At 66.9% G+C, this 23,083-nt stretch carries 22 protein-coding genes and 1 riboswitch; of the genes, 11 read left to right on the top strand and 11 right to left on the bottom strand.

From position 1 onward, the window contains the following. Positions 1-224: 224 nt before the first annotated feature. The 3 genes from lepA to AAIL68_RS10875 are packed head-to-tail and all read right to left on the bottom strand — an operon-like array spanning position 225 to position 3,660. The gene (gene lepA, locus AAIL68_RS10885; RefSeq protein ID WP_347139795.1) at positions 225-2,024 is read right to left on the bottom strand and encodes a translation elongation factor 4; all 1,800 of its coding nucleotides are present in this window, start codon (positions 2,022-2,024) and stop codon (positions 225-227) included. 51 nt (positions 2,025-2,075) lie between these two features. Further along, positions 2,076-2,957: a DMT family transporter gene (locus tag AAIL68_RS10880; RefSeq protein ID WP_347139794.1), complete on the bottom strand. Its 882-nt coding sequence runs from the start codon at positions 2,955-2,957 to the stop codon at positions 2,076-2,078. Beyond that, positions 2,950-3,660 (bottom strand): HAD family hydrolase, encoded by a 711-nt coding sequence (locus tag AAIL68_RS10875; protein ID WP_347139793.1) that lies wholly within the window; start codon positions 3,658-3,660, stop codon positions 2,950-2,952. Before AAIL68_RS10875 ends, AAIL68_RS10880 begins: the two co-directional genes overlap by 8 nt. A 91-nt stretch (positions 3,661-3,751) precedes the next feature. Here AAIL68_RS10875 and AAIL68_RS10870 point away from each other — a divergent pair, with 91 nt between their 5' ends. The 7 genes from AAIL68_RS10870 (at position 3,752) to AAIL68_RS10840 (ending at position 9,777) form a co-directional block, all read left to right on the top strand. Further along, the gene (locus tag AAIL68_RS10870) at positions 3,752-3,937 is read left to right on the top strand and encodes a cation transporter (RefSeq protein WP_347139792.1); all 186 of its coding nucleotides are present in this window, start codon (positions 3,752-3,754) and stop codon (positions 3,935-3,937) included. A 153-nt stretch (positions 3,938-4,090) separates the two neighbouring features. Beyond that, a complete protein-coding gene (locus AAIL68_RS10865) occupies positions 4,091-4,393 on the top strand; it encodes a hypothetical protein (RefSeq protein ID WP_347139791.1) in 303 nt (100 codons plus the stop codon). A 4-nt stretch (positions 4,394-4,397) separates the two neighbouring features. Then, a complete protein-coding gene (locus AAIL68_RS10860) occupies positions 4,398-5,075 on the top strand; it encodes an NAD-dependent deacylase (RefSeq protein WP_347139790.1) in 678 nt (225 codons plus the stop codon). A gap of 37 nt (positions 5,076-5,112) precedes the next feature. Further along, positions 5,113-5,307, top strand: a riboswitch (cobalamin riboswitch). A gap of 127 nt (positions 5,308-5,434) precedes the next feature. After that, positions 5,435-7,264, top strand: coding sequence for a TonB-dependent receptor (locus AAIL68_RS10855; RefSeq protein ID WP_347139789.1), 1,830 nt, complete (start codon positions 5,435-5,437; stop codon positions 7,262-7,264). Beyond that, on the top strand, positions 7,251-8,057 hold the full coding sequence (locus tag AAIL68_RS10850; protein ID WP_347139788.1) for an ABC transporter substrate-binding protein: 807 nt from the start codon (positions 7,251-7,253) through the stop codon (positions 8,055-8,057). Before AAIL68_RS10855 ends, AAIL68_RS10850 begins: the two co-directional genes overlap by 14 nt. Beyond that, positions 8,054-9,040, top strand: coding sequence for an iron ABC transporter permease (locus AAIL68_RS10845; RefSeq protein WP_347139787.1), 987 nt, complete (start codon positions 8,054-8,056; stop codon positions 9,038-9,040). The genes AAIL68_RS10850 and AAIL68_RS10845 overlap by 4 nt, the downstream gene beginning before the upstream one ends. Then, a complete protein-coding gene (locus AAIL68_RS10840) occupies positions 9,037-9,777 on the top strand; it encodes an ABC transporter ATP-binding protein (protein WP_347139800.1) in 741 nt (246 codons plus the stop codon). Before AAIL68_RS10845 ends, AAIL68_RS10840 begins: the two co-directional genes overlap by 4 nt. Here the strand turns inward: AAIL68_RS10840 and parA are convergent. Further along, positions 9,774-10,409: a ParA family partition ATPase gene (gene parA, locus AAIL68_RS10835; RefSeq protein WP_347139786.1), complete on the bottom strand. Its 636-nt coding sequence runs from the start codon at positions 10,407-10,409 to the stop codon at positions 9,774-9,776. The two genes, AAIL68_RS10840 and parA, sit on opposite strands and share 4 nt — an antisense overlap. An 81-nt stretch (positions 10,410-10,490) precedes the next feature. Then, entirely contained in the window at positions 10,491-10,814 is a 324-nt protein-coding gene (locus AAIL68_RS10830) for an antibiotic biosynthesis monooxygenase family protein (protein ID WP_347139785.1), read from the bottom strand. Between the two features lie 125 nt (positions 10,815-10,939). Here AAIL68_RS10830 and AAIL68_RS10825 point away from each other — a divergent pair, with 125 nt between their 5' ends. Next, positions 10,940-11,980 carry a membrane dipeptidase gene (locus AAIL68_RS10825; RefSeq protein ID WP_347139784.1) on the top strand — a complete coding sequence of 347 codons (1,041 nt, stop codon included), beginning with the start codon at positions 10,940-10,942 and terminating at the stop codon, positions 11,978-11,980. 74 nt (positions 11,981-12,054) lie between these two features. Here the strand turns inward: AAIL68_RS10825 and AAIL68_RS10820 are convergent, their stop codons facing one another. Continuing rightward, positions 12,055-13,272: a RodZ domain-containing protein gene (locus AAIL68_RS10820; protein WP_347139783.1), complete on the bottom strand. Its 1,218-nt coding sequence runs from the start codon at positions 13,270-13,272 to the stop codon at positions 12,055-12,057. A gap of 169 nt (positions 13,273-13,441) precedes the next feature. Then, entirely contained in the window at positions 13,442-14,671 is a 1,230-nt protein-coding gene (gene hemA / locus AAIL68_RS10815; RefSeq protein WP_347139782.1) for a 5-aminolevulinate synthase, read from the bottom strand. 164 nt (positions 14,672-14,835) lie between these two features. Between hemA and AAIL68_RS10810 the strand changes: the two genes are divergently transcribed. Next, on the top strand, positions 14,836-16,221 hold the full coding sequence (locus AAIL68_RS10810) for a M20/M25/M40 family metallo-hydrolase (protein WP_347139781.1): 1,386 nt from the start codon (positions 14,836-14,838) through the stop codon (positions 16,219-16,221). Between the two features lie 84 nt (positions 16,222-16,305). Here AAIL68_RS10810 and AAIL68_RS10805 read toward each other — a convergent pair whose 3' ends face one another. Next, a complete protein-coding gene (locus AAIL68_RS10805) occupies positions 16,306-16,926 on the bottom strand; it encodes a lytic transglycosylase domain-containing protein (RefSeq protein WP_347139780.1) in 621 nt (206 codons plus the stop codon). Positions 16,927-17,227: 301 nt separating this feature from the next. On the opposite strand from AAIL68_RS10805, the gene gatB reads away from it, so the two are divergent. Together gatB and AAIL68_RS10795 are read left to right on the top strand one after the other, a co-directional pair. Next, on the top strand, positions 17,228-18,742 hold the full coding sequence (gatB, locus tag AAIL68_RS10800; protein ID WP_347139779.1) for an Asp-tRNA(Asn)/Glu-tRNA(Gln) amidotransferase subunit GatB: 1,515 nt from the start codon (positions 17,228-17,230) through the stop codon (positions 18,740-18,742). 84 nt (positions 18,743-18,826) lie between these two features. Continuing rightward, positions 18,827-19,273 (top strand): DUF4177 domain-containing protein, encoded by a 447-nt coding sequence (locus AAIL68_RS10795; RefSeq protein ID WP_347139778.1) that lies wholly within the window; start codon positions 18,827-18,829, stop codon positions 19,271-19,273. Here AAIL68_RS10795 and AAIL68_RS10790 read toward each other — a convergent pair whose 3' ends face one another. The 3 genes from AAIL68_RS10790 to alaS form a co-directional block, all read right to left on the bottom strand. Beyond that, positions 19,274-20,068, bottom strand: a complete 795-nt coding sequence (locus tag AAIL68_RS10790; RefSeq protein WP_347139777.1) for a class II glutamine amidotransferase — start codon at positions 20,066-20,068, stop codon at positions 19,274-19,276. A gap of 61 nt (positions 20,069-20,129) precedes the next feature. Beyond that, positions 20,130-20,429 carry a DUF1330 domain-containing protein gene (locus AAIL68_RS10785; protein WP_347139776.1) on the bottom strand — a complete coding sequence of 100 codons (300 nt, stop codon included), beginning with the start codon at positions 20,427-20,429 and terminating at the stop codon, positions 20,130-20,132. Continuing rightward, complete coding sequence (gene alaS, locus AAIL68_RS10780; protein WP_347139775.1) at positions 20,426-23,083, bottom strand: alanine--tRNA ligase; 2,658 nt, start codon at positions 23,081-23,083, stop codon at positions 20,426-20,428. Before alaS ends, AAIL68_RS10785 begins: the two co-directional genes overlap by 4 nt.

The raw sequence follows: 23,083 nt of genomic DNA, 5'->3' as shown, positions 1-23,083 counted from the left end.
CCAGCTTAACTCACTTCCATTCGACGAAAGATCGAAGAAAAAATCAGCAAATAGATAGTTATAAAAGACTATGTGTCCCAAAAATGGCGCGAGAACTGTTACTCACGCGATCCGTGAGTTTCCCAATCCAGCAAGAGAACTCCAGCGAACTGCTTCATTAAAATTTGGCAAATTTTTTTGCAGAATATTATCCGCTCTGAAAAATAAATCAGTAAGAAATCCCATCACCCATCCATCTTCAACGCCTGAATAAACGCCGTCTGCGGGATCTCCACCTTGCCGAACTGGCGCATCTTCTTCTTGCCGGCCTTCTGCTTCTCCAGCAGCTTCTTCTTGCGCGTGGCGTCGCCGCCATAGCACTTGGCGGTCACGTCCTTGCGCATCGCGGACAGAGTTTCGCGCGCGATCACGCGCGCACCGATGGCGGCCTGGATCGGGATCTTGAACATGTGCCGGGGGATCAATTCCTTCAGCTTTTCCACCATCACCCGGCCTCTAGCCTCGGCGCGGTCGCGGTGGACCATGATGGCCAGTGCATCGACCGGCTCGTCGTTCACCAGGATCGACATCTTGACCAGGAAATCCTCGCGGTATTCGCTGATCTGATAGTCGAAGCTGGCGTAACCCTTGGTCACGGATTTCAGGCGGTCGTAGAAGTCGAAGACCACCTCTGCCAGGGGCAGGTCATAGACGACCATGGCGCGGCTGCCCGCATAGGTCAGGTCCAACTGGATGCCCCGGCGGTCCTGACACAGCTTCAGCACGTCGCCCAGGTATTCGTCGGGGACCATGATCGTGGCCTTGATGCGCGGCTCCTCGATATGGTCCACATGGGTCAGGTCGGGCATGTCGGCGGGGTTGTGCAGGTCGCGCACTTCCCCGTCCCGCATGTGCAGCTTGAAGACCACCGAAGGCGCGGTGGTGATCAGGTCCAGGTCGTATTCGCGTTCCAGCCGGTCGCGGATCACCTCCAGGTGCAGCAGCCCCAGGAAGCCGCAGCGGAAGCCGAAGCCCAAGGCGGCCGAGGTTTCCATCTCATAGCTGAAGGACGCGTCGTTCAGCGCCAGCTTCTCGATGGCGTCGCGCAGGGCCTCGAAGTCGTTGGCATCCACGGGGAACAGCCCGCAGAAGACCACCGGCTGGGCGGGCTTGAAGCCGGGCAGCGCCACGTCGGCCCCCTTCTTCTCATGCGTGATGGTGTCGCCCACGCGGGTGTCGCGGACCTGCTTGATCGAGGCGGTGAAGACGCCGATCTCGCCCGGCCCCAGTTCGGCGATGTCCACCATCTGCGGGGTCAGGACGGCCAGCTTGTCGATGCCATAGACCGCGCCGGTCTGCATCATCTTCACGCGGTCGTTCTTGCGGATCACGCCATCCATGACGCGGATCATCACCACGACGCCCAGATAGGGGTCGTACCAGGAATCCACCAGCATCGCCTTGAGCGGCGCGTTGCGGTCGCCCTTGGGCGCGGGCAGGCGCGTCACGATGGCTTCCAGCACGTCGGGGATGCCGAGGCCGGTCTTGGCGCTGATGGGGATGGCGTCGGATGCGTCGATGCCGATCACATCCTCGATCTGCGCCTTGACGCGGTCGGGCTCGGCCGCGGGCAGGTCGATCTTGTTCAGGACCGGGACGATGTCGTGATCCGCGTCGATGGCCTGATAGACATTGGCCAGCGTCTGCGCCTCGACCCCCTGCGTGGCGTCCACGACCAGCAGGCTGCCTTCCACCGCGCGCATGGACCGGCTGACCTCGTAGGCGAAGTCCACATGGCCCGGCGTGTCGATCAGGTTCAGCACATAGGTCTGCCCGTCCTTGGCCGGATAGCTGATGCGGACGGTGTTGGCCTTGATGGTGATGCCGCGTTCCCGCTCGATATCCATGCTGTCCAGCATCTGGGCCTTCATGTCGCGTTCGGCGACAGTGCCCGTCAGCTGGATCAGCCGGTCGGCCAGGGTGGATTTGCCGTGGTCGATATGGGCCACGATGGAGAAATTGCGGATCTGGGAAAGCTCGGTCATGGCCGGGCTATACAAGGGCTTTGGCCCTGCGGGAAGGGGATTTTGCAGGGCTCAGGCAGCAGTCAGGCGCGCCCGCCGCAGCCGCGCCTCGCGCCACATGGAGTAGATGCCCGCCCCCGCGATCAGCGCCGCCCCCGCCAGGGTCAGGGCGTCGGGGCGTTCGCCGAAGACGGCCACCGCCAGCAGCAGCGCGAACAGCAGCCGGGAATAGCGGAAGGGCGCGATGATCGAGATCTCGGCGATGCGGGTGGCGATGACCATGGTGATATAGCCCAGCAGCCCGAAGCACAGGGTCGCCGCCATCAGCGCCCCCTGCCCCGCCGAGGGCAGGATGGGTTCCTGCCCGCCGATGGCCATCAGCAACAGACCGGCGATGCCCATCGACCCGAAGGCCCCGGCGGACAGCAGGCCCGACCCCACCTCGGGCGGCAGGCGGCGCGTCACCAGGTCGCGCACCGCAAGGGTGATCACGGCGATGATGGCAAGGACCGAACTGAACTCGAAGGCCGCGGTGCCGGGCCTCACGATCAGCAACACGCCCGCAAAGCCCAAGGCGATGGACAGCCAGCGGCGCCAGCCGACCTCTTCGCCCAGGAACAGCGCGGCCCCCAGCGTCATCAGCAGCGGCTGCGCCTGCAGGATGGCCGAGGCGATGGACAGGTCGCCGGTCGCAAGCGCGGTGACGAAGGTGATGGCGCAAACGCCTTCGCACAAGTTGCGCAGCGCGACAGGCGGGCGCAGCAGGTTGCGCAGGCGCAGCCCTTCGGGGCCGAGCGCGATCCAGATGCCAAAGACCGTCATTCCGGCAAAACCGATCACGGCCAGCAACTGCCCGGTCGGAATATGGCCGGAAAGTCCTTTCAGCAGCGCATCCTCGCCCGCGAAGGCCGCCATGGCCAGCACCATCAGCATGGCGGCGCGAAGGTTATGCATGGCCCGCCTCCAGACGCGCGACGAGGGCGGGCAGGCCCGCAATGGTTTCCAGCCGGTGCGCGCGAGGGTGGTCCGGCGCGTCGGCATGTTCGATGGCCCAGGTCAGCGCATGGGGGATGAAGACGCCGTGCCCGCCCAGGGTCACGACCGGCAGCACGTCGCTTTTCATCGAGTTGCCGACCATCACGAAATGCTCGGGCGCGATGCCTGCGCGGAACAGTACGCGCGCATAGGTCTCGGGCGACTTGTCGGCCAGAATCTCGATGGCCTCGAACCGTTCGGCCAGGCCGGACGCGGCGATCTTGCGCTCCTGGTCGATCAGGTCGCCCTTGGTGATCAGGATCAGGCGGCGGCCTTCCAGCGCGTCCAGGGCCTGCGGCACGCCGGGCAGCAGATCGACCGGATGGGCCAGCATCTCCTGCCCCAGCTCCAGGATGCGGCCGATGGCGCGGCCGTCGATGCGCCCGTCGGTCAGCTCGATCGCGGTCTGGACCATGGACAGCATGAAACCCTTGATGCCGAAGCCATAGCGGGCAAGGTTCGCGCGCTCAACGTCCAGCAGGCGGCTGGCGATGTCGGCGCCTTCGGCGTGATCGCCCAGAAGCGACACGAACTCGGCCTCGGTCACGCGGAAGAAGGTCTCGTTTTCCCACAGGGTGTCGTCGGCATCCAGCCCGATGGCCTCGATCATCGCATCCCTCATGCCTTGCCCTTGCCGCCTTGCAGGATCATGCTGCAAGGGACTTGTCAAACCCCCCAGTTGAACCCTCCAGTCACTCACCGCGAGGACAGCCATGACCTTCACCGTTCCCGACATGAGCTGCGGCCATTGCAAGGCCGCCATCGAAACCGCCATCGCCGATGCGGGCGGGCGCGCGACCGTCGATCTGGCCGCGAAGACCGTCACGGTCGAGGGCCTGGACCAGGCCCGCGCGGCCGAGGCGATTCGTGGCGCGGGATACGAGGTCGCCCCCGCCTGATCCCGCAAGGCCCTGGCGTGGCGGGTGAAGCCTGCGGCACAGGGGCAGATTGAGCGGGCGGCCCGTTCCTGCTAGGATCGAAGTCGGACGGGCATCGCAGACCGGGACAACCGGCCCCCGCCACGACCATAGGAAAACCGAGGAGACAGTTTCATGCTCAACCGCCTTGTCATCGCGGCTGCGGCCATCATGATGACCGCCCCCCTTGCCGTGGCCGGTCCCATCGACAGCGCCTGCGTCCGGTCCGACCGCGCGCGCGGCAACGCGCCGCTCTGCGGCTGCATCCAGCAGGTCGCGAACCAGACCCTGTCGCGGTCCGATCAGCGCCGCGCGGCCTCCTTCTTCCGCGACCCGCACCAGGCGCAAGAGGTCCGCATGTCGAAAAGCGACCGCGACAACGCCTTCTGGGCGCGCTACAAGCGCTTTGCCTCCACCGCCGAGGCCTATTGCCGATAGGCCCGTGCGCATCACCGTCCTGACCGGCGCGGGCATTTCCGCCGAAAGCGGCCTTGCGACCTTCCGGGCCAGCGACGGGTTGTGGGAAAGCCACCGGATCAAGGATGTGGCGACGCCCGAAGGCTTCGCCGCCGACCCTGCGCTTGTCCACCGCTTCTACAACATGCGCCGCGCCGCTGCCGCAGAGGCACGGCCCAATGCCGCGCATCGCGCCCTGGCGGATCTGGCGCGGCGCCACGACCTGACGCTGGTCACGCAGAATGTCGATGACCTGCACGAACGCGCGGGCAGCGCGGGCGTCATCCACATGCACGGCGCCCTGGCGGGCGCGCTTTGCGCAGCCTGCGGGCACCGCTGGCCCGCGCCCCTGGTCATGTCGCCCGATGACCCCTGCCCCGCCTGCGCGCGTCCCGCGACCCGGCCCGACATCGTCTGGTTCGGGGAAATGCCCCATCACCTGGATCGCATCTGGGAGGCCTTGGAAAGCGCCGACCTGTTCGCGGCCATCGGCACATCGGGCAATGTCTATCCGGCGGCAGGCTTTGCCCAACACGCCCGGCGCAATGGCGTGGAATGCGTCGAACTGAACCTGGACAGCAGCGCCAATGCCCGCGACTTCCACCGCCGCATCACCGGGCCCGCCAGCCGGACGGTGCCGGAATGGGTGGCCTCGCTGGGCTAGGCGCCTTTACCCTCTTGCCTGCCCGCCGCGCCATGGGCTAAGGCAGCCCTGCCTCGGTTCCGGGTTCATCCCCGGTTAAAAGGGAACGCGGTGCGATTCCGCGACTGCCCCCGCAACTGTCAGCGGAGAGCCGGGCCGGATGAGCGCCACTGTCCCCGGCACCGGGGATGGGAAGGCCCGGCCAAGCCATGACCCGCAAGTCAGGAGACCTGCCGAACGCGATCACCCTGACGGCGCGCGAGGGGCGCGCCGGAAACGGAAACTTCCGTCGTGGTGGTGTCGCTGTCCGGCGGGCTCGGTCCCGTCAGACGAACCGCATCGCGCCCGGCCTTGACCGGGTTCCTGGAAGGATGTCCTTCGTGACCCCAAGACCAGCTTTTCTGACCCTGACCGCCGCCCTGGCCCTGACGACCGCCCTGCCCGTCGCCGCGCAGGACGCCGCGCAAAGCACGTTTGTGCTGGACACCATCACCCTGACCGCCAACCGCGAGGCGACCGAGCTGAGCCGGTCGGGCAGTTCCGTATCCGTGCTGACTGAGGAGGACCTGCAAGGCCGCGCCAGCCAGCCCCTGTCGCGCAGCCTGACCCGCCTGCCGGGCGTGACGCTGATCCAGCGGGGACCGCTGGGGACCACGGGATCCTTGGAAGTCCGTGGCGCACCCGCCCGTTACGTTCCGGTGATGATCGACGGGATCGAGGTTTCCGATTCGACCGCCCCGACCCCTTCCTACGATATCGGCGGTCAGATCACGGCAGGCATCGGTCGTGTCGAACTGCTGCGCGGCGCGCAATCCGCACTGTATGGCTCGCGCGCCATCGCGGGCGTTCTGGCGCTGGAATCGCTGCGCCCGACCGAGGACGGCTTGCGCCACCATTTCGGGATCGAGGCCGGCAGCTTCGACACGCTGACCGCCAGCTATGGCGCGACCCTGCGGCGCAACGACACCGACCTGGCCTTCCAGGTCAGCCATGTCCGCACCGACGGCTTTTCCGCCCTGGACGAGGATGACGGCAACTTCGAGGAAGACGGATACGAGGCGACGCGCCTGTCCTTCTACAGCGCGCATCGGCTGGAAAACGGCGCGACCGTCGGCTTCAACGGCTTCTGGGAAGACAGTACCGCCGATATCGACTATTCCAGCGATGCAACGGGCACGCCGGGCGACGATTATTCGGAAAACGAATCCTACGGGTTGCGCGGCTTTGCGCAGTTCACGACCGGCGGCGTGGATCACGACATCGCCCTGACACGCTATCGCATCGCGCGCGACAGCTATTATAATGGTATCCCGACGCCCTATGAGGGCACGCGTACCAAGCTGTCCTGGCAGGGCGCAACCGATATCGGCCAAGACGTCCGGGCCGTTTTCGGCGCCGATACGGAGAAGGAGGAAGCCGAGAGCAACGGCGATGCCCGCATCAGCGGCGTCTTCGTGGAAACCACCGCAGCCCTGGGCGACCGGATCGACATCACGACTTCGCTGCGCCGCGACGATCATTCGCGCTTTGGCGGCTTCACCTCGGGGCGCATGGCCGCCGTCTATCGCGCTAATGGCGACCTGCTGTTCCGGGCCGCCATCGGAAACGGCTTCCGCGCGCCGTCGCTGTTTCAACTGTTCGGCGATGCCGGAAACAATGACCTTCAGCGAGAGGAAGGGCGAAGCGCCGAACTGGGCGTCGAAAAACAATGGGGCGACAGCTATCTGCGGGCCACGGCGTTCTGGCTGAAGACGGACAACCTGATCGGGTTTGACAGCACGGAAACCTTCTGTGGAAGCGGTTACGGCTGCTATGTTCAGATCGACGACACCGTGCGCCGCCGAGGGATCGAGATCGACGGCCGCTATGCCTTCGGCGCGGGCCATGCGCTGACGGTCGGTTATACCTTCATCGACAACCAGACCAATACGCCGAACTGGGCACAAGTCCCGGAACGCGTCCTGAACCTGGGGGCCGAGACGACCTTCCCCACCGGCACCACCGCAGGCATCGACCTGCAACACGTCGCCGGACGCGACGGGGATCTGGACGACTTCACCACCGTCGATCTGCTGGTCAGCCATCCCGTCCGCGACAATGCCGAAGCCTATCTGCGGCTGGAGAACGCCTTTGACGAAGACTACCAGTGGGTCAGCGGCTATGGCACCTCGGGCCGGGCGGTCTATGCGGGGCTGCGTGCCTCGTTCTAGGGCGATCCTGGCGGCGGCGGTCCTGATCGCCGCTGCCCTGCCCGTTGCCGCCCGATCGACGGGGGCGCCGCCGCAGCGGGTGGTGTCGATGAACCTGTGCAGCGACCAGTTGGCGATGATGCTGGCCGCACCGGGCCAGCTGGTCTCGGTCAGCGGTCTGGCGCAGGATCCGCGCCTGTCGCCGATGGCGGACCAGGCCGCGCGCTTCACGCCGAACACCGGACGGGCCGAGGAAATCTACCTGATGCAGCCGGACCTGGTGATCGCGGGCCCCTATGGGGGGCCTGCGGTGGCGATGCTGCGCCGCCTTGGCATCCGGGTCGAGACCCTGCCCCCGGCCGAGGATTTCGCCGCCATCCGCGACCATATCACCCTCATGGGCGACCTGCTGGGCCAACCGGATGCGGCGCATGACCTGCTGGCGCGCTTTGACGCCGATCTGGCCGCTGCCCGCAGCACCGCCCCTCAGGGGCGCGCGGCGCTGTATGACGCCAATGGGGTCACGTCGGGGTCCGGCACGCTGGCGGGGTCGATCCTGGATGCGGCGGGATACGACAACATCGCCGCCGATTACGGGATCGCGGGCACGGCCGCCCTGCCGATGGAACTTCTGGTCATGGCCCGGCCCGACCGCCTGATTACCGGCGCCAGATGGCCCGGCCAGTCGCGGGCAGAGGCGATCCTGGACCACCCCGCCCTTGCCGCCGTCCCGGCGGTCCGGGCGCAGGTGACCGACCGCAACTGGCTCTGCGGCACGCCCTTCGTCACCCGCGCCATCCGGTCGCTGGAATGAAGGGGCTGTTCGTCGCCCTGCCGCTGCTGGTGGCCGCGCTGTTCCTGGCCTCCCTGCTGACCGGACCGGCGGGGTTGCCGGTCCTGGAGTCGCTTCGCGCCCTGATCCTTGGCGGCGACGGCCCCATGCCCATCGTGATGCGCGAAATCCGCCTGCCACGCGCGATCCTGGGGCTGGCCATCGGCGCGGGGCTGGGGCTGACCGGGGCCGCGCTGCAAGGATACCTGCGCAACCCGCTGGCGGAGCCGGGGCTGATCGGCATATCGGGCATGGCCGCCCTGGGCGCGGTCATCGCGATCCAGACGGGGCTGTCGCTGGCCGCGGCGCTGGCCCTGCCACTGGCGGCGCTTGCAGGCGCGGCGGCGGGGGTGGGCCTGCTGGTGGCCCTGGCCGGGCCGCGCGGCGGTTCGGTCACGCTGATCCTGGCGGGGGTCGCCATTTCCGCGCTTGCAGGCGCGGGCACGGCCCTTGTCCTGAACCTGTCGCCCAACCCCTATGCCGCGAGTGAGATCGTGTTCTGGCTGATGGGATCGCTGGCCGACCGATCCATGCTGCACGTATGGCTGGCCCTGCCGCCCATGGCGCTTGGCGCGGCGCTGATCCTGTCCACCCGCCGCGCCCTGGACGCGCTGACCCTGGGTGAGGCTGCGGCTCAGGCGCTTGGCGTCCCTGCCGCCGGCCTGCGCTGGCGGCTGGTCGCGGGCACCGCCCTGGTCGTCGGCCCCGCGACGGCGGTTGCGGGCGCCATCGGCTTCGTGGGCCTGGTCGTCCCGCATGTCCTGCGCCCCTGGGTCGGCGCGCGGCCCTCGGCCCTGCTGCCCGCCTCGGCCCTTGGCGGGGCGGCGCTGCTGCTGGCGTCCGACATCGCGGTGCGGCTGATCGTACCCGACCGCGACCTGAAGCTGGGGGTGCTGACGGCCATCGTCGGCGCGCCGCTGTTCCTGCACCTGATCTGGAAAACCCGCAGCGGAGGGCGCGTCTGATGGTGCTGCACCTTTCCGGGCTGTCCGTCACCCGCCGCCGCCGTCCGGTGCTGCACGGCGTCAGCCTGACGCTGAACGCGGGAGAGTTCGTCGGCCTGATCGGCCCCAATGGCGCCGGCAAGTCATCGCTGATGGAGGCCGCGCTTGGCCTGATCCCCTTCACGGGCACTTCGTCGCTGGCCACAATGCCCGCTGACCGGCGCGCCCGCCACGCCGCCTATCTGCCGCAGGCGCGCGAAATCGCCTGGCCCGTCAGCGTCGAGGATCTGGTGGCCCTGGGCCGCATCCCCTGGCCCGGCGGCGGACGCAGCGGCCTGGACCGCATCGCCATCGACGCCGCCATCGACCGCATGGGGTTACAGGGTTTCCGCAAGCGCACCGCCCTGCGGCTGTCGGGGGGCGAGCAGAACCGCGCCCTGATCGCCCGTGCGCTTGCGCAGGACACGCCCCTGCTGATCGCGGACGAACCCATTGCCGGGCTGGATCCGGCGCAGCAACTGGCCTGCCTTCGACTGTTCCGGGAACTGGCGGCGGAAGGCAGGACCGTGCTGGCCTCGATCCACGACCTGGGGCTGGCGGCGCGCTTCTGCACGCGGCTGGTGCTGCTGGCGGGCGGGCATGTTCTGGCGGATGGCCCGGCGGATACGGTGCTGCGCGACGATCTGCTGCGCCGCGCCTTCGGCATCACCGTGCGCCGGGTGGATACGCCCGACGGTCCGGCGATCCTGCCGGTCTAGCCCATCGCGGACAGAACCTCGTCGGTCAGCCTGACGATCTCGTCGCGCGCGGGGCCGTTACGGGCGCGTTCCAGGGCGCCGACGCCTTGGCCTAGCGTTTCGGCGTAAAGCACCCGGTTCGCCAGTTGCGTGTCCGCGACATGGGCGCCCAGATCGGCCGCCTTCTGCGCCACCTCGGCCGACAGGCGGGTATTCGGGCGCACGCGGTTCATCACCACCAGCACCGGCGCCTTTTCACGCCGCGCCAGATCCAGCACGCCCTCGGTCGCCCACAGGTCCACATGGCTGGTCGCGACCGGCACCAGCACCAGGTCGGCCACCCGCAGGGCGGGGCGCAGGTCGCTGTCGATCTTGGGCGGCGTGTCGATGATGACGAAATCGAACCGCTTCTTCAGCTTCTCGGATTCGTAGCTCGCCCCCCAGGCAGAGGAGGTGGAGAAATCCATCGCCTCGTCCTCTCCCTGCGCGCTCATCCGTTCGACGAACCAGCGGCCCATGCTGCCCTGCGGGTCGGTATCGACAAGGGCCACGGAATGGCCGCGTTCATGCAGGCTGACGGCCAGGTTGACGGCCAATGTCGTCTTGCCCGACCCGCCCTTCTGCTGCGCGACCGTGATGATCCTGCCCGCCATCGCCCCTCCTGCCCCGCCGTGACGCATGGGAAGGTTAGCGGGGCGCCTGCGCGATTGCACGGGCTTTCTGCACCTGCAGCATCAGTCGTTGAAAACCGCCTGCACCTCGTACATCACCGGCTCGAAGCTCTTGCACATGCTATTGATTTCGCGGTTACGGCGGCGCATTTCGTCGCTGCGCAGCATCGCCTGATAGTCCTTGCGGTCGCGCCATTGCGAATAGGTGGCGATCCGGGTCTGGGCGTCGTTCAGGTGGATCGCGCCCGACAGGAAGCCCGGCTGGCGGCGGATCACCCGGTCCCAGGCATCGGTCAGCAGGTCCAGCACGTCATGGGCGCTGCCGGGCGTCACCTCGAAGGTGGTGATGACGGTCTGGCCGTCGAAATCGCGGCGGATGTCGGGCATGGCGGGCGTCCTTTCTTGCTTGCCGCGATCAGACTAAGACCGAATCGCGGGTTGCGCAAAGCGCGGCCATTGCCGACCGCCGCCAGATGTGCATGGTCGCGCGGGCAAGACATGAAAGGCGCCCCATGATCCCGGTATTCGACGGCCATAACGATTTCCTGCAACGCGTCGTGGCCCAGGGCCCCGAAGTCTGGCTGAACGGCGACGGCACCGGCCACCTGGATCTTCCGCGCGCCCGTGCAGGCGGCCTGGTGGGCGGGTTCTTCGCCATCTGGATCCCCGCGCCGCACGGCCCGAACGATGCCGCCGCCGTGGCGCTGATGGAAAACCCGCCCTTCGCCATGCCCCTGCCCGAGGAGATCCCCTTTGCCGAGGCCCTGCCCCATGCCTTCGCGCAAGCCGCGGCGCTGAAGGCGCTGGAGCGGACGGGCACGCTGGACATCGTCACCTCGGCCCGCAGCCTCCGCGAAGCGATTGCCGCTGGCCGCATCGCCGCGATCATGCACATGGAAGGGGCCGAGGCGATCCCCGACATGGATGCGCTGCACCTGTGGCATGCGGCGGGACTGCGGTCGCTGGGCCCGGTCTGGTCGCGGCCCACGGCCTATGGCCATGGCGTGCCCTTCGCCTTTCCGTCATCCCCCGATACGGGCGAAGGGCTGTCCGAGGCGGGCAAGACCCTGGTCCGCGAATGCAACAGCCTGCGGATCATGCTGGATCTGTCGCACCTGAACGAGGCGGGCTTCAACGATGTCGCCGCCCTCTCCGACGCGCCGCTGGTCGCCAGCCACAGCTGCGTCCATGCGATCAGCGAAAGCAGCCGCAACCTGACCGACCGGCAGTTGCAGGTGATCGCCGCCAGCGGCGGCCTGGTGGGGCTGAACTTCGCCTCCAGCTTCCTGCGCGAAGACGGCCGCCGCCTGCCGCTGGAAGGCTTCGACACCATGCTGCGCCATCTGGACCACCTGCTGGCGATCCTGGGCGAGGATGGCGTGGCGCTTGGGTCCGATTTCGACGGCGCCCTGATGCCGCGCGACCTGTCGGATGCCGCTGCGTTGCCCGCCCTGATCGGCGCGATGCAGGATCACGGCTATGGCGAAGGGCTGATCCGCAAGATCGCCAGCGAAAACTGGATCGGGTTGCTGGAACGGACCTGGGGGGAATAACGCCCCTTTTCACCTTTGCTCAAATATCCTCGGGGGGTCCGGGGGGCGAAGCGCCCCCGGCCTTCGCAAGCCCGCTATTCGGTCGTGGTCGTCTGGCCGTCCGCCAGCGGCGTGGCCTGCGCCACCGCGACCATCTGCGCCAGTTCGGGATCGGCGTTCAGGTCCGCCAGGGCGTATTTGCCCGTCACATCCTCGGGCGACAGCTTGATGTTCTTCACGACCTGCGGTCCGGGTGCGGCGGGGCCATAGGTCTGGCCGTTGACCGCGAAATAGACCGCGCCCGAATTGCCCGTGCGCAACACCGGCGGTTCCTCCAGGCTTGGCAGCGTGAAGCGTTCGCCCGCATCCATGATCTTTTCCAGCAGCACCGTCCCATCGGCCGAGGTCACGCGGACCCAGGCCGGACGCGCCGCCAGCAGCTCCAGCGCGGGCGCATCGGGGGCCACGGTGATCGCGGCGGTGGTCTGTTCGGGCATCGGCGGGCCAAAGGGGGCCTGCGCAGCCTCGGCCAGGGCCTGCTGAATGGCCGTCGCGGTTTCCGCCGGACCTTGGGCAACCGCCGTTTCCCCTGCCGCCGGGGCTTGGGTCAGGCCAGGATCGATGGCGGCGATGGGCCCATCGCGCGTGGTCAGGACCGGAGCTTCGAGGATCTGCGGGCGGTAAAGCCGGTCCAGCCCCTCGGGCTGGGGCAGGCTTTCGGCCAGTTCCGTGGTGCTTGACATGTCCAGAGGCGGTTCGACCATGCCGGCGCCCTCGGCCGGGTCCAGGGCGGTCACCACGCCCGGCACATTCTCGCCCGGCGTCAGGGTGACGCGCTGCACCTCTTGCAGGACGGACCAGCCGCCATAGGCCAGCCCGCAGACAAGCGCGATCAGCACCAGAACCGCGCCGATGGCCCGCGGCTCGATATCGGACCAGAAGCTTTCGGGCTGCGGGATGAACAGCGCCTTGGGATTGGCCAGGGCCTCGACCGGGTCCGAGGGGCGCCTGGCGGGCTTGGGACCGGCTGCCGTGGGGGCCATGCCATGGGTCGGCTGGAAACCGGATTCCAGGCAGAAGCGGCGGAAGGTCCAATCCGCATCCATGCCCAGATAGCGCGCATAGGACCGCACATAGCCCGACACGAAACTGGGCGCGTCGAAGGCGGTAATGTCGCAATTCTCGATAGCGGCGACATAGGACGCACGGATGCGCAATTCGCGCTGCACGTCCAGCAGCGACTTGCCCAATGTCGCCCTTTCGCCCCGCATGATGTCGCCAAGGCGTGTGTCGTCGCCGAGGAAATGGTCCATTCCCTCCACCCGCGAATCCTCTTCTGCCGGGTTCTCAGCCCGCAGCCTGCTCATTTTTTCGTCTGCCTCATAGCCCGATGCAGGAACACCATTTCGAATCGAACGGTTCCTTGCTTTTCCTTAACCCGAGCTTATCACGCAGGCGAGAGCAGTTCACTCGCAGATTTAATTATGCACTCATTTCCTGACGGTTGAGCGCACAATGTGACCACAACCTGTCCATGGCCTTGACCAGATGGTCGATCTGGCGCGGGGCGTGGACGGGCGACGGGGTGAAGCGCAGCCGTTCCGTGCCGCGCGGCACGGTGGGGAAGTTGATCGGCTGCACATAGATGCCATAGTCGCGCAGCAGCATGTCCGACAGCATCTTGCAATGAACCGGATGGCCGATATGGACCGGCACGATATGGCTGCCATGGTCGATGATCGGCATTCCCAGCGATTTCAGCCGCATCTTCAGGATCCGCGCGTGCAACTGCTGCGCATCGCGCAGGTGCTGGCCCTCCTCGGATTTCAGGAAGCGGATCGAGGCCGCAGCCCCCGCCGCCACCGCAGGCGGCAAGGACGTGGTGAAGATGAAGCCCGGCGCATAGGACCGGATCGCGTCGCACATCTTGGCCGTGCCGGCGATATAGCCGCCGAAGACACCGAAGGCCTTGCCCAGCGTGCCGTTGAAGATGTCGATGCGGTCCATCAGACCGTCGCGTTCGGCCACGCCGCCGCCGCGCGGGCCATACATGCCGACCGCGTGGACCTCGTCCAGATAGGTCAGGGCGTTGAATTCGTCGGCCAAGTCGCAGATCGCCTTGATCGGGCCGAAATCGCCGTCCATCGAATAGATGGATTCGAAGGCGATCAGCTTGGGCGCGGCGGGATCGTCGCCTTCCAGCAACTGGCGCAGATGGGCCAGGTCGTTGTGGCGGAAGATGCGCTTGGCGCCGTCGAACCGCTTGATCCCCTCGATCATGGACGCGTGGTTCAGTTCGTCCGAATAGATGATGAGGCCGGGGAACAGTTTGCGCAGCGTGGAAAGCGTGGCGTCGTTAGCGGTATAGGCGCTGGAAAAGACAAGCGCGGCTTCCTTGCCGTGCAGGTCGGCCAGCTCGGCCTCCAGCCGCTTGTGATAGATGGTGGTGCCCGAAATGTTGCGCGTCCCGCCCGACCCGGCGCCGACGGCATCCAGCGCCTCATGCATCGCCTCCAGCACGACCGGGTGCTGGCCCATGCCCAGGTAGTCGTTGCCGCACCAGACCGTGATGTCCTGCTTTTCGCCGTCCGGGCGCGTCCAGACAGCCTGGGGGAACTGACCCTTCACCCGCTCGATGTCGATGAAGGTGCGATAGCGGCCTTCCTCATGCAGCCGACCGATAGCCTGGTCCAGGGCGGCATCATAATTCATTGCGGGCGTTCCCTTGCATAGCTGGCTGGGGGCAATCATTGTCGATCGCGCGCGGTCCTGCGTTGATACATGTCAAATGCCGCAAATGACAGGTCAAAATTGTCGCATGAGGACCAAAGGACCATACGCAAAACCTATCAAGTGACTCGGAAACAGGGGAAAACATGCTGGAAGACGCAAGATTAGATGAGGTCCTGGCCCGGCTGGATCAAGGGCTGGACAAGGCCCTGGACAGGCTTGTGGCCTTTCTGCGCATCCCCTCGATCTCGACCGATCCGGCCCATGCGGGCAACGTGCGCGCCGCCGCCGAATGGCTGCGAAACGAACTGGCGGGGATCGGCTTTGACGCCGAAATCCGCGACACGCCGGGCCATCCGATGGTGGTCGCACGGTCGCAGCCGGGCGGGGGGCGGCCCTTGCTGTTCTACGGTCACTATGATGTACAGCCGGTCGATCCGCTGTCGCTCTGGGACCGCCCGCCCTTCGATCCGCAGATCGAGGATGCACCCGGCGGCAAGGTCATCCGCGCGCGCGGCGCATCCGACGACAAGGGCCAGCTGATGACCTTTGTCGAGGCCTTCCGCGCCTGGCGCGAGGTTCATGGCGAATTGCCCAGCGACCTGATCCTGCTGTTCGAGGGCGAGGAGGAATCCGGCTCGCCCTCCTTGCGCCCGTTCCTGCGCGACAATGCCGATGAGTTGCGCGCATCGCTGGCGATGATCTGCGACACCGAACTGTTCGGCGGCACCCGCTCCGCCATCGTCACGCAACTGCGCGGCCTGGTGGGCGAGGAGGTCGTGATCCGCGGCGCCGACCGCGACCTGCATTCCGGCCTGTTCGGCGGGCTGGCGGCGAATCCGGTCATGGTGCTGGCGCAGGCGCTTGCGGCGCTGAAGGACGCGGATGGCCGCGTCACCCTGCCCGGCTTCTATGACGGCGTGTCCGACCTGTCGCCCGAACTGCGCCGCGACTGGGAATCGCTGGGCTTCGACGCGGGCGGGATGCTGGGCCGCGTGGGTCTGTCCGATCCCATCGGCGAAAAGGGCCGGATGCCGGTCGAAATGGCCTGGAACCGTCCCACGGCGGAAATCAACGGCATCACCGGCGGCTATACCGGGGAGGGATTCAAGACCGTGCTGCCGGCCGAGGCGCGTGCCAAGGTCAGCTTCCGCCTGACCGGCCAACAGGATCCGGTGAAAATCCGCGCGGCCTTCCGCCACCATGTGCGCGGCTTCCTGCCCCCCGACTGCACGGTCGAGTTCCACGAACATGGCGGCAGCCCGGCCAGCGTCATGGACACCCAGGATCCGGCCTTCGCGGCGGCGCGAACTGCGCTTGGCGACGAATGGGGGCAGGAAGCCGCCTTCATCGGCAGCGGCGGGTCCATCCCCATCGCGGGCGACTTCAAGACGATCCTGGACATGGATTCGATGCTGGTCGGCTTTGCCCGCGACGACGACCGCATCCATTCCCCGAACGAGAAATACGACGTGCAGAGTTTCGCCAAGGGCGCGCGGTCCTGGGCGCGCATCCTGGCCGCGCTGCGCTGAAAACACAAAGGGCGGGAAAACCCGCCCTTCTTCTTTGTCCAAATACCCTAGGGTGAGGTCCGAAGGACCGATGGGCAAGGCCCCTTACGCCTTCGGCCTGCAATAGCTCTGGCTGCTGGTCCAGGCCGCGATGTCCGCGCGCTTCGAGGCATTGCGCAGCGGCGCCCAGTCCCGCGCGATGCCGCGCCAGCCGTTGCCGTCATGGGCGACCGCATTGTCGCGCGCCACCTGCCGCGACATGATCTTGACCGCGCAGGACATGTTGTCGCCGCCGTTCTTGATATTGCCGTCGCAGCCATAGTTGCGCCAGGTGGCCGGCGCGATCTGCATCAGGCCCAGCCAGCGCCCGCCGCCGCCGCTGGCCTGCGGATTATAGGTGCTTTCGTGCTTGGCCACCGCCGACAGCAGCCCCGCCCAGAAGGCCTTGCGCCCGGTCGGGTTCAGTTGCGCATAGTTCGGGCAGAAGGTGTCGATGTCGTTCGGAACGCGCGACAGGATCGTGACCCCTTCCCGGTCCAGTGCGGACAGCGTGGCCTTGGTCCACTGCTCCGACCCGGCGGCCTGTCCCCAGCGCATCGGCGGCTGGCTGGCAAGCTGCATCTGCTGCGCCTCGGCTGCGGCCTTGCTTTCGGATTGCGGGGTCGTCGTGGACTGGCACGCAGCCAGGAAAGCCAGAGCGGCAAGGGGCACAAGCGCGAAGCGCATTCGATCCTCGTGGGATTGTTCCGTCGGACAAACCCATATCCCGGCTCGAAAATCGCGCAAGAAGGCAGCAAAACCGTCGGCGACATCACGCCAAGCGGCGGAAGCCCGATGGTCGGAAATCCGCCGAAAGAGCTCTTGCGCACCCTCTCGTTAACACCTTGCGCCTGCTTTTCTGCCAGCCAAGTGATTCGTCTGGCCCGAAGATCGGCGCGATTTGCACCCGCCGCCCCCGTGACATCACCCGCGTGCTGACCTAAAAGACTGCATCCAATATACTCGCCCGACCCATCCGAGGTTCCCGATGCTTGACCATCTTTCCTTCACCGCCCCGCAGCCGAAAACCATTGCGGGCGCGAAACAGGACTGGGAACTGGTCATCGGGCTGGAGGTCCACGCCCAGGTCGCGTCCAATGCCAAGCTGTTCTCCGGCGCCTCGACCGGCTTCGGGGCAGAACCGAACAGCCATGTGGCATTCGTCGATGCGGCGATGCCGGGGATGCTGCCCGTCATCAATGAATTCTGCGTGGCCCAGGCGGTGCGCACGGGCCTGGGACTGAAGGCCGCGATCAACCTGCGTTCGGCCTTCGACCGCAAGAACTATTTCTACCCGGATCTGCCGCAGGGCTACCAAATCAGCCAGCTTTACCACCCCGTCGTGGGCGAGGGCGAGGTGATCGTGGACATGGCTCCCGGCGTGGCCCGCCGCGTGCGCATCGAGCGCATCCACCTGGAACAGGACGCGGGCAAGTCGATCCACGACATGGACCCGAACATGTCCTTCGTGGACCTGAACCGCACGGGCGTCGCGCTGATGGAGATCGTCAGCCGCCCCGACATCCGGGGGCCGGAGGAAGCGGCGGCCTATGTCGCGAAGCTGCGCCAGATCATGCGTTACCTGGGCACCTGCGACGGCAACATGCAGAACGGCAACCTGCGCGCCGACGTGAACGTGTCGGTCTGCGCATCCGGCGCCTATGAACGCTACCAGGAAACCCAGGACTTCAGCTACCTGGGCACGCGCTGCGAGATCAAGAACATGAACTCGCTGCGCTTCATCCAAGCCGCTATCGAGTATGAAGCCCGCCGCCAGATCGCCATCATCGAGGATGGCGGCACGGTCGTGCAGGAAACCCGCCTTTACGATCCCGACAAGGGCGAGACGCGGTCCATGCGGTCGAAGGAGGAAGCGCATGATTACCGCTATTTCCCCGACCCCGACCTGCTGCCGCTGGAGATCGAGCAGGCCTGGGTGGACGACATCGCGGGCGCGATGCCGGAACTGCCGGACGAAAAGAAGGCGCGCTTCGTCAAGGAACTGGGCCTGTCGGAATATGACGCGGGCGTGCTGACCGCCGAGGTCGAGAACGCCGATTACTTCGAGGCCGTGGCGAAAGGCCGTGACGGCAAGCAGGCCGCGAACTGGGTCATCAACGAGTTGTTCGGGCGCCTGAACAAGGAAGGCCTGACGGTCGAAACCTCGCCCGTGTCAGCCGACCAGCTTGGCGGCGTGATCGACCTGATCGCCACCGGCGACATCTCGGGCAAGATCGCCAAGGATCTGTTCGAGATCCTGTGGACCGAGGGCGGCGATCCCGCGCAGATCGTGGAATCGCGCGGCATGAAGCAGGTCACCGACCTTGGCGCCATCGAAAAGGCCGTGGACGAGATCATCGCGGCCAACCCCGCCCAGGTCGAAAAGGCGCGCGCCAATCCCAAGCTGGCGGGCTGGTTCGTGGGCCAGGTGCTGAAGGCCACCGGCGGCAAGGCCAATCCGGCGGCGGTCAACGACCTGGTGGCCCGGAAGCTGGGGATGTGAGCGGGGCGACCCCGTGCCGCTGGAACATCCGCCAAGCAGTCAAGTTACAAGGCAAAACCCGCCTGCCTCGAAAAGGAGCATCCCTTGAGCCAGTTCGAATACAGCGTCGTTCCCGCGCCGAGCCGCGGCGAAAAGGCCAAGGACGCCAAGACGCCGGGCGACCGCTATGCCGTCGCGCTGACAAGCGAACTGAACCGCATGGCGCGGGATGGCTGGGAATATGTCCGCGCCGACGTGCTTCCCAGCGAAGAACGCAGCGGTCTGACCGGGCGCAGCACCGTTTATCACAACCTGCTGGTCTTCCGCCGCACGGTCGCCGCTCCGGCAGCCGGGACGATGGCGCGGCAGCCGCAGCCGGAATACCCCGCCGCAGCCTCGCCCGCGCGCGCGCCGGAAGCGGTGCCCGACCTGCCGCAGGCCGCCGCGCCGCAGCCCAATGGTCATGGGCCCGCAGTTACGCCGGCGGCTGAAGCCGTGACCGGTGGGGATGCGACGCCGCCTGCCCCGCGCACGGCGCCCTCCCAGGCCTGATCAGGCAGCCCTTGCCTGCACCTGCGGCGCAAAGGGCTGAACCGTGACGCTGTCCCGGTCGAAGATGCAGAAGCTGCCGGGCGGAACCTCGGTCCACTCTTCTTCCTGCGTTTCCAGCGGCTCGGACACGACGGCCCGGCCGCCCCGCGACTGCGACCAACGGTGGAACAGGCTGGGGGCCTGGTCGTCGCTGGCATGGCGGATCGCGTAAAGCCGTTGCCCGTCCGAAAAGGCGCAGGCCGCCCGCACGAAAGGCGCGCTGCCGCGCCGCATCGCCAGATCGGTCAGCCGCGCGACAGCCCGCTCCATCGCGCCCTTGGGGTCGCGGTCCAGACCTTCGCCCAGGGCGATCAGGAACAGCGCCTCGCTGTCGGTCGCGCCCTTGCGGTGCGGATAAAGATCGTCGGGGATCATCACATCGGCATCCCGGCGGAAGGCGTCATAGCCGCCGAACTGACCGTTATGCATGAAGGACCAGCGGCCCGACACGAAAGGATGGCAGTTGTTGCGGCTGGTCGCCGTCCCGGTCGAGGCGCGGACATGGGCCATGAACAGCCCCGACCGGACCTGAGCGACCAGGCTGTGCAGGTTCGGATCCGACCAAGCGGGCATCACGTCGCGGTAAAGCCCCGGTTCAGACCTTTCGCCATACCAGGCGATGCCGAAGCCATCCGCATTGACCGGCGTCACGCAGCGCCGCGCGCCCTGGCTTTGCCGGATCAGCGAATGATCCGGCCGGCTGACGATATCCTCAAGAAAGATCGGTTGGCCCACATAGGCGGCCCAACGGCACATGACCCTGCCCCTTCGTGTCTTCTTTCTAACAGAAATACCACGAAAGGATGAAGAAGGTAGCCTATTCCGCAGGCGGAGGCGTTTCCTCGACGATCACAAGGTCGCGTTCGGATGCGCCCTTCGCGTGCGCCAGCGCCGCCTGGTATTCGCTGCTGTTATAGCAGGCAACGGCGGCGTCAAAGCTGGGAAAGCGCGCGACCACGTTGCGGGCGCGGTCGTTGCCCTCCAGCTGCTGGTAACGCCCGCCACGCGCCAGGAAGACCCCGCCATGCGCAGCGATCGCCGGACCGGCGGCCTGCGCGTATTTCCCGTAGGCTTCGGGGTCCGTGACGGTCACATGGGCAATCCAAAGGGCAGTCATGCCGTTTCCTCCAGCAGTTTTTCAACCTGGGCAATGGCGTCCTCGGCAGCCGCCAAGCTGGGGGCGCCGCCCTGCGCGCGGTCAGGCCGCCCGCCGCCGCCCTTGCCGCCAAGCGCGGCAGTCGCGGTCTGGACCAGCGTCACCGCGCTGATCCGGCCCACCAGATCGGGCGTCACGCCCGCCGCGACGGTCGCCTTGCCCTCGGCTTCCGCCAGCACCAGAACGGCGCCGCTGCCAAGCTGCGACTTCATCTCATCGACAAGCGCGCCCAGTTCCTTGCCGCCGACGCCCTCGACCCGGCGGCCGATGAACTTGACGCCGCCGATGTCCTTGGCCGCCTGCGCCTGACCGCCGCCCATGGCAAGCTGGCGTTTCAGTTGCGCGACCTCGTTGGCCAGCGCCTTGCGTTCATCCGCCAGCGCCTTGACGCGGTTGACGACATCGCCCGCCTGCGCCTTCAGGATGCCCGCGATCTCGGACAACTGGCTGTCGGAATGGCGCAGATGCGCAAGGGCCGCCTGCCCCGTCAACGCCTCGATCCGCCGCACCCCGGCGCTGCTGGCGCTGTCGCCCAGCAGCGCGAATGCCCCGATGTCCCCCGTCCGCGCGACATGCGTGCCGCCGCACAGTTCCAGCGAATAGGTCTGGCCATCCGCCCCCTTGCCGCTGTCGGCCAGTTGGCCCATCGACACAACGCGGACCTCGTCGCCATATTTCTCGCCGAACAGCGCCTGCGCGCCAAGCCCGCGCGCGTCGTCGGGGGTCATGATGCGTGTCTCGACGGGCGAGTTCTGGCGGATGAAATCGTTCACTTCGGCCTCGACCCGCGCCAGTTCGTCGGGGGAAACCGCGCTGTTGTGGCTGAAATCGAATCGCAGCCGGTCGGGCGCGTTCAGGCTGCCGCGCTGCGCGACATGCTCGCCCAATGCGCGGCGCAGCGCTTCGTGCAGCAGGTGGGTGGCCGAATGGTTGGCCCGGATGGCGCTGCGGCGCGCGTGATCGACCGAGAGCGTCGCGCCCTGCCCCCGGCTGATGGTGCCCAGCGTCACCTCGGCCACATGCAGGAAGACGCCCGCGACCTTCTTCGTATCGGTGACGCGGGCCGCGCCGGTCTCCGTCTTGATCAGCCCGGTATCGCCCACCTGGCCGCCGGATTCGGCGTAGAAGGGCGACTGGTTGACGACCAGATGCACGGTCTGGCCTTCGCCCGCTTCGGCCACCTCTGCCCCCTCGGCGACAAGGGCGAGGATCTGGCCCTCGGCCTCCTCGGTGTCATAGCCCAGGAACTCGGTCGCGCCGTGCTTCTCGGCCAGCTCATACCAGATGGCGGCGTCCTTGGATTCGCCCGAACCCGCCCAGGCGGCGCGCGCCTTGGCCTTCTGCTCGGCCATGGCCGCATCGAAACCCGCCGTATCGACCGCCCGGCCCTGCTCGCGCAGCGCGTCCTGCGTCAAGTCCAGCGGGAAGCCATAGGTGTCGTAAAGCTTGAAGGCCGCCTCTCCCGGCAGGTTCGCGCCTTCGGGCAGCTTCGACAGTTCGTCGTCCAGCAACCGCAGCCCGCGATCCAGCGTCTGGCGGAAGCGCGTTTCCTCGCTCCGCAGCGTTTCCTCGATCAGAGCCTGGGCGCGGGGCAGTTCGGGATAGGCCGCGCCCATCTGGCGGACCAGGGCGGGGACCAGCTTGTACATGACCGGATCCTGCGCACCCAGCATATGCGCGTGCCGCATCGCCCGGCGCATGATCCGGCGCAGCACATAGCCGCGCCCTTCGTTCGAGGGCATCACCCCGTCCGCGATCAGGAAGCTGGTGGACCGCAGGTGGTCGGCGATCACCCGGTGATGGACCTTGCCCGGCCCGTCGGGATCGCTGCTGGTCGCGTGGGCACTGGCCTCGATCAGCGACCGCATCAGGTCGGTGTCATAGTTGTCGTGCTTGCCTTGCAGCAGTGCGCCGATCCGCTCCAGCCCCATGCCGGTATCGATGGACTGCATGTCCAGCGCCCGCATCGAGCCGTCCTCGAACTGCTCGTTCTGCATGAAGACGAGGTTCCAGATCTCGATGAAGCGGTCGCCATCCTCATCAGGCGAACCCGGAGGGCCGCCCCAGATATGGTCGCCGTGGTCATAGAAGATCTCGGTGCAGGGGCCGCAGGGGCCGGTCGGGCCCATCTGCCAGAAGTTGTCGCTGGTCGGGATGCGGATGATCCGGTCGTCCGAAAGCCCCGCGACCTTCTTCCAGATATTCGCGGCCTCGTCATCGGTGTGATAGACCGTGACCAGCAGCTTGTCCTTGGGGATGCCGAAATCCTTGGTCAGCAGTTCCCAGGCAAAGGGGATCGCGCCTTCCTTGAAGTAATCGCCAAAGCTGAAATTGCCCAGCATCTCGAAGAAGGTGTGGTGGCGTGCGGTATAGCCCACATTGTCCAGGTCGTTGTGCTTGCCGCCCGCGCGGACGCATTTCTGCGCCGTGGTCGCGCGCTTGTAGTCGCGCGTCTCGACCCCGGTGAACAGGTTCTTGAACTGCACCATGCCCGAGTTGGTGAACATCAGCGTCGGGTCGTTGCGCGGCACCAGGGGCGAGCTGTCCACCACGCGGTGGCCGTTGCGCTCGAAGAAGCTCAGGAAGGTCGAGCGGATGTCGTTCAATGTGGGCAT

Origin of the sequence: Paracoccus sp. SSK6 (assembly GCF_039770665.1) — a bacterium.
GTDB lineage: Bacteria > Pseudomonadota > Alphaproteobacteria > Rhodobacterales > Rhodobacteraceae > Paracoccus.
Note: the sequence above shows the minus strand (reverse complement) of the source record. Positions and strands in the feature narration are given on the sequence as shown.

What these genes read in the sequence shown, in the direction of transcription:
- lepA (WP_347139795.1), bottom strand. Translation starts at nt 2,024, where the DNA reads ATGACCGAGCTTTCCCAGATCCGCAATTTCTCCATCGTGGCCCATATC.
- AAIL68_RS10880 (WP_347139794.1), bottom strand. Translation starts at nt 2,957, where the DNA reads ATGCATAACCTTCGCGCCGCCATGCTGATGGTGCTGGCCATGGCGGCC.
- AAIL68_RS10875 (WP_347139793.1), bottom strand. Translation starts at nt 3,660, where the DNA reads ATGAGGGATGCGATGATCGAGGCCATCGGGCTGGATGCCGACGACACC.
- AAIL68_RS10870 (WP_347139792.1), top strand. Translation starts at nt 3,752, where the DNA reads ATGACCTTCACCGTTCCCGACATGAGCTGCGGCCATTGCAAGGCCGCC.
- AAIL68_RS10865 (WP_347139791.1), top strand. Translation starts at nt 4,091, where the DNA reads ATGCTCAACCGCCTTGTCATCGCGGCTGCGGCCATCATGATGACCGCC.
- AAIL68_RS10845 (WP_347139787.1), top strand. Translation starts at nt 8,054, where the DNA reads ATGAAGGGGCTGTTCGTCGCCCTGCCGCTGCTGGTGGCCGCGCTGTTC.
- parA (WP_347139786.1), bottom strand. Translation starts at nt 10,409, where the DNA reads ATGGCGGGCAGGATCATCACGGTCGCGCAGCAGAAGGGCGGGTCGGGC.
- AAIL68_RS10830 (WP_347139785.1), bottom strand. Translation starts at nt 10,814, where the DNA reads ATGCCCGACATCCGCCGCGATTTCGACGGCCAGACCGTCATCACCACC.
- AAIL68_RS10825 (WP_347139784.1), top strand. Translation starts at nt 10,940, where the DNA reads ATGATCCCGGTATTCGACGGCCATAACGATTTCCTGCAACGCGTCGTG.
- AAIL68_RS10820 (WP_347139783.1), bottom strand. Translation starts at nt 13,272, where the DNA reads ATGGACCATTTCCTCGGCGACGACACACGCCTTGGCGACATCATGCGG.
- hemA (WP_347139782.1), bottom strand. Translation starts at nt 14,671, where the DNA reads ATGAATTATGATGCCGCCCTGGACCAGGCTATCGGTCGGCTGCATGAG.
- AAIL68_RS10810 (WP_347139781.1), top strand. Translation starts at nt 14,836, where the DNA reads ATGCTGGAAGACGCAAGATTAGATGAGGTCCTGGCCCGGCTGGATCAA.
- AAIL68_RS10805 (WP_347139780.1), bottom strand. Translation starts at nt 16,926, where the DNA reads ATGCGCTTCGCGCTTGTGCCCCTTGCCGCTCTGGCTTTCCTGGCTGCG.
- gatB (WP_347139779.1), top strand. Translation starts at nt 17,228, where the DNA reads ATGCTTGACCATCTTTCCTTCACCGCCCCGCAGCCGAAAACCATTGCG.
- AAIL68_RS10790 (WP_347139777.1), bottom strand. Translation starts at nt 20,068, where the DNA reads ATGTGCCGTTGGGCCGCCTATGTGGGCCAACCGATCTTTCTTGAGGAT.
- AAIL68_RS10785 (WP_347139776.1), bottom strand. Translation starts at nt 20,429, where the DNA reads ATGACTGCCCTTTGGATTGCCCATGTGACCGTCACGGACCCCGAAGCC.
- alaS (WP_347139775.1), bottom strand. Translation starts at nt 23,083, where the DNA reads ATGCCCACATTGAACGACATCCGCTCGACCTTCCTGAGCTTCTTCGAG.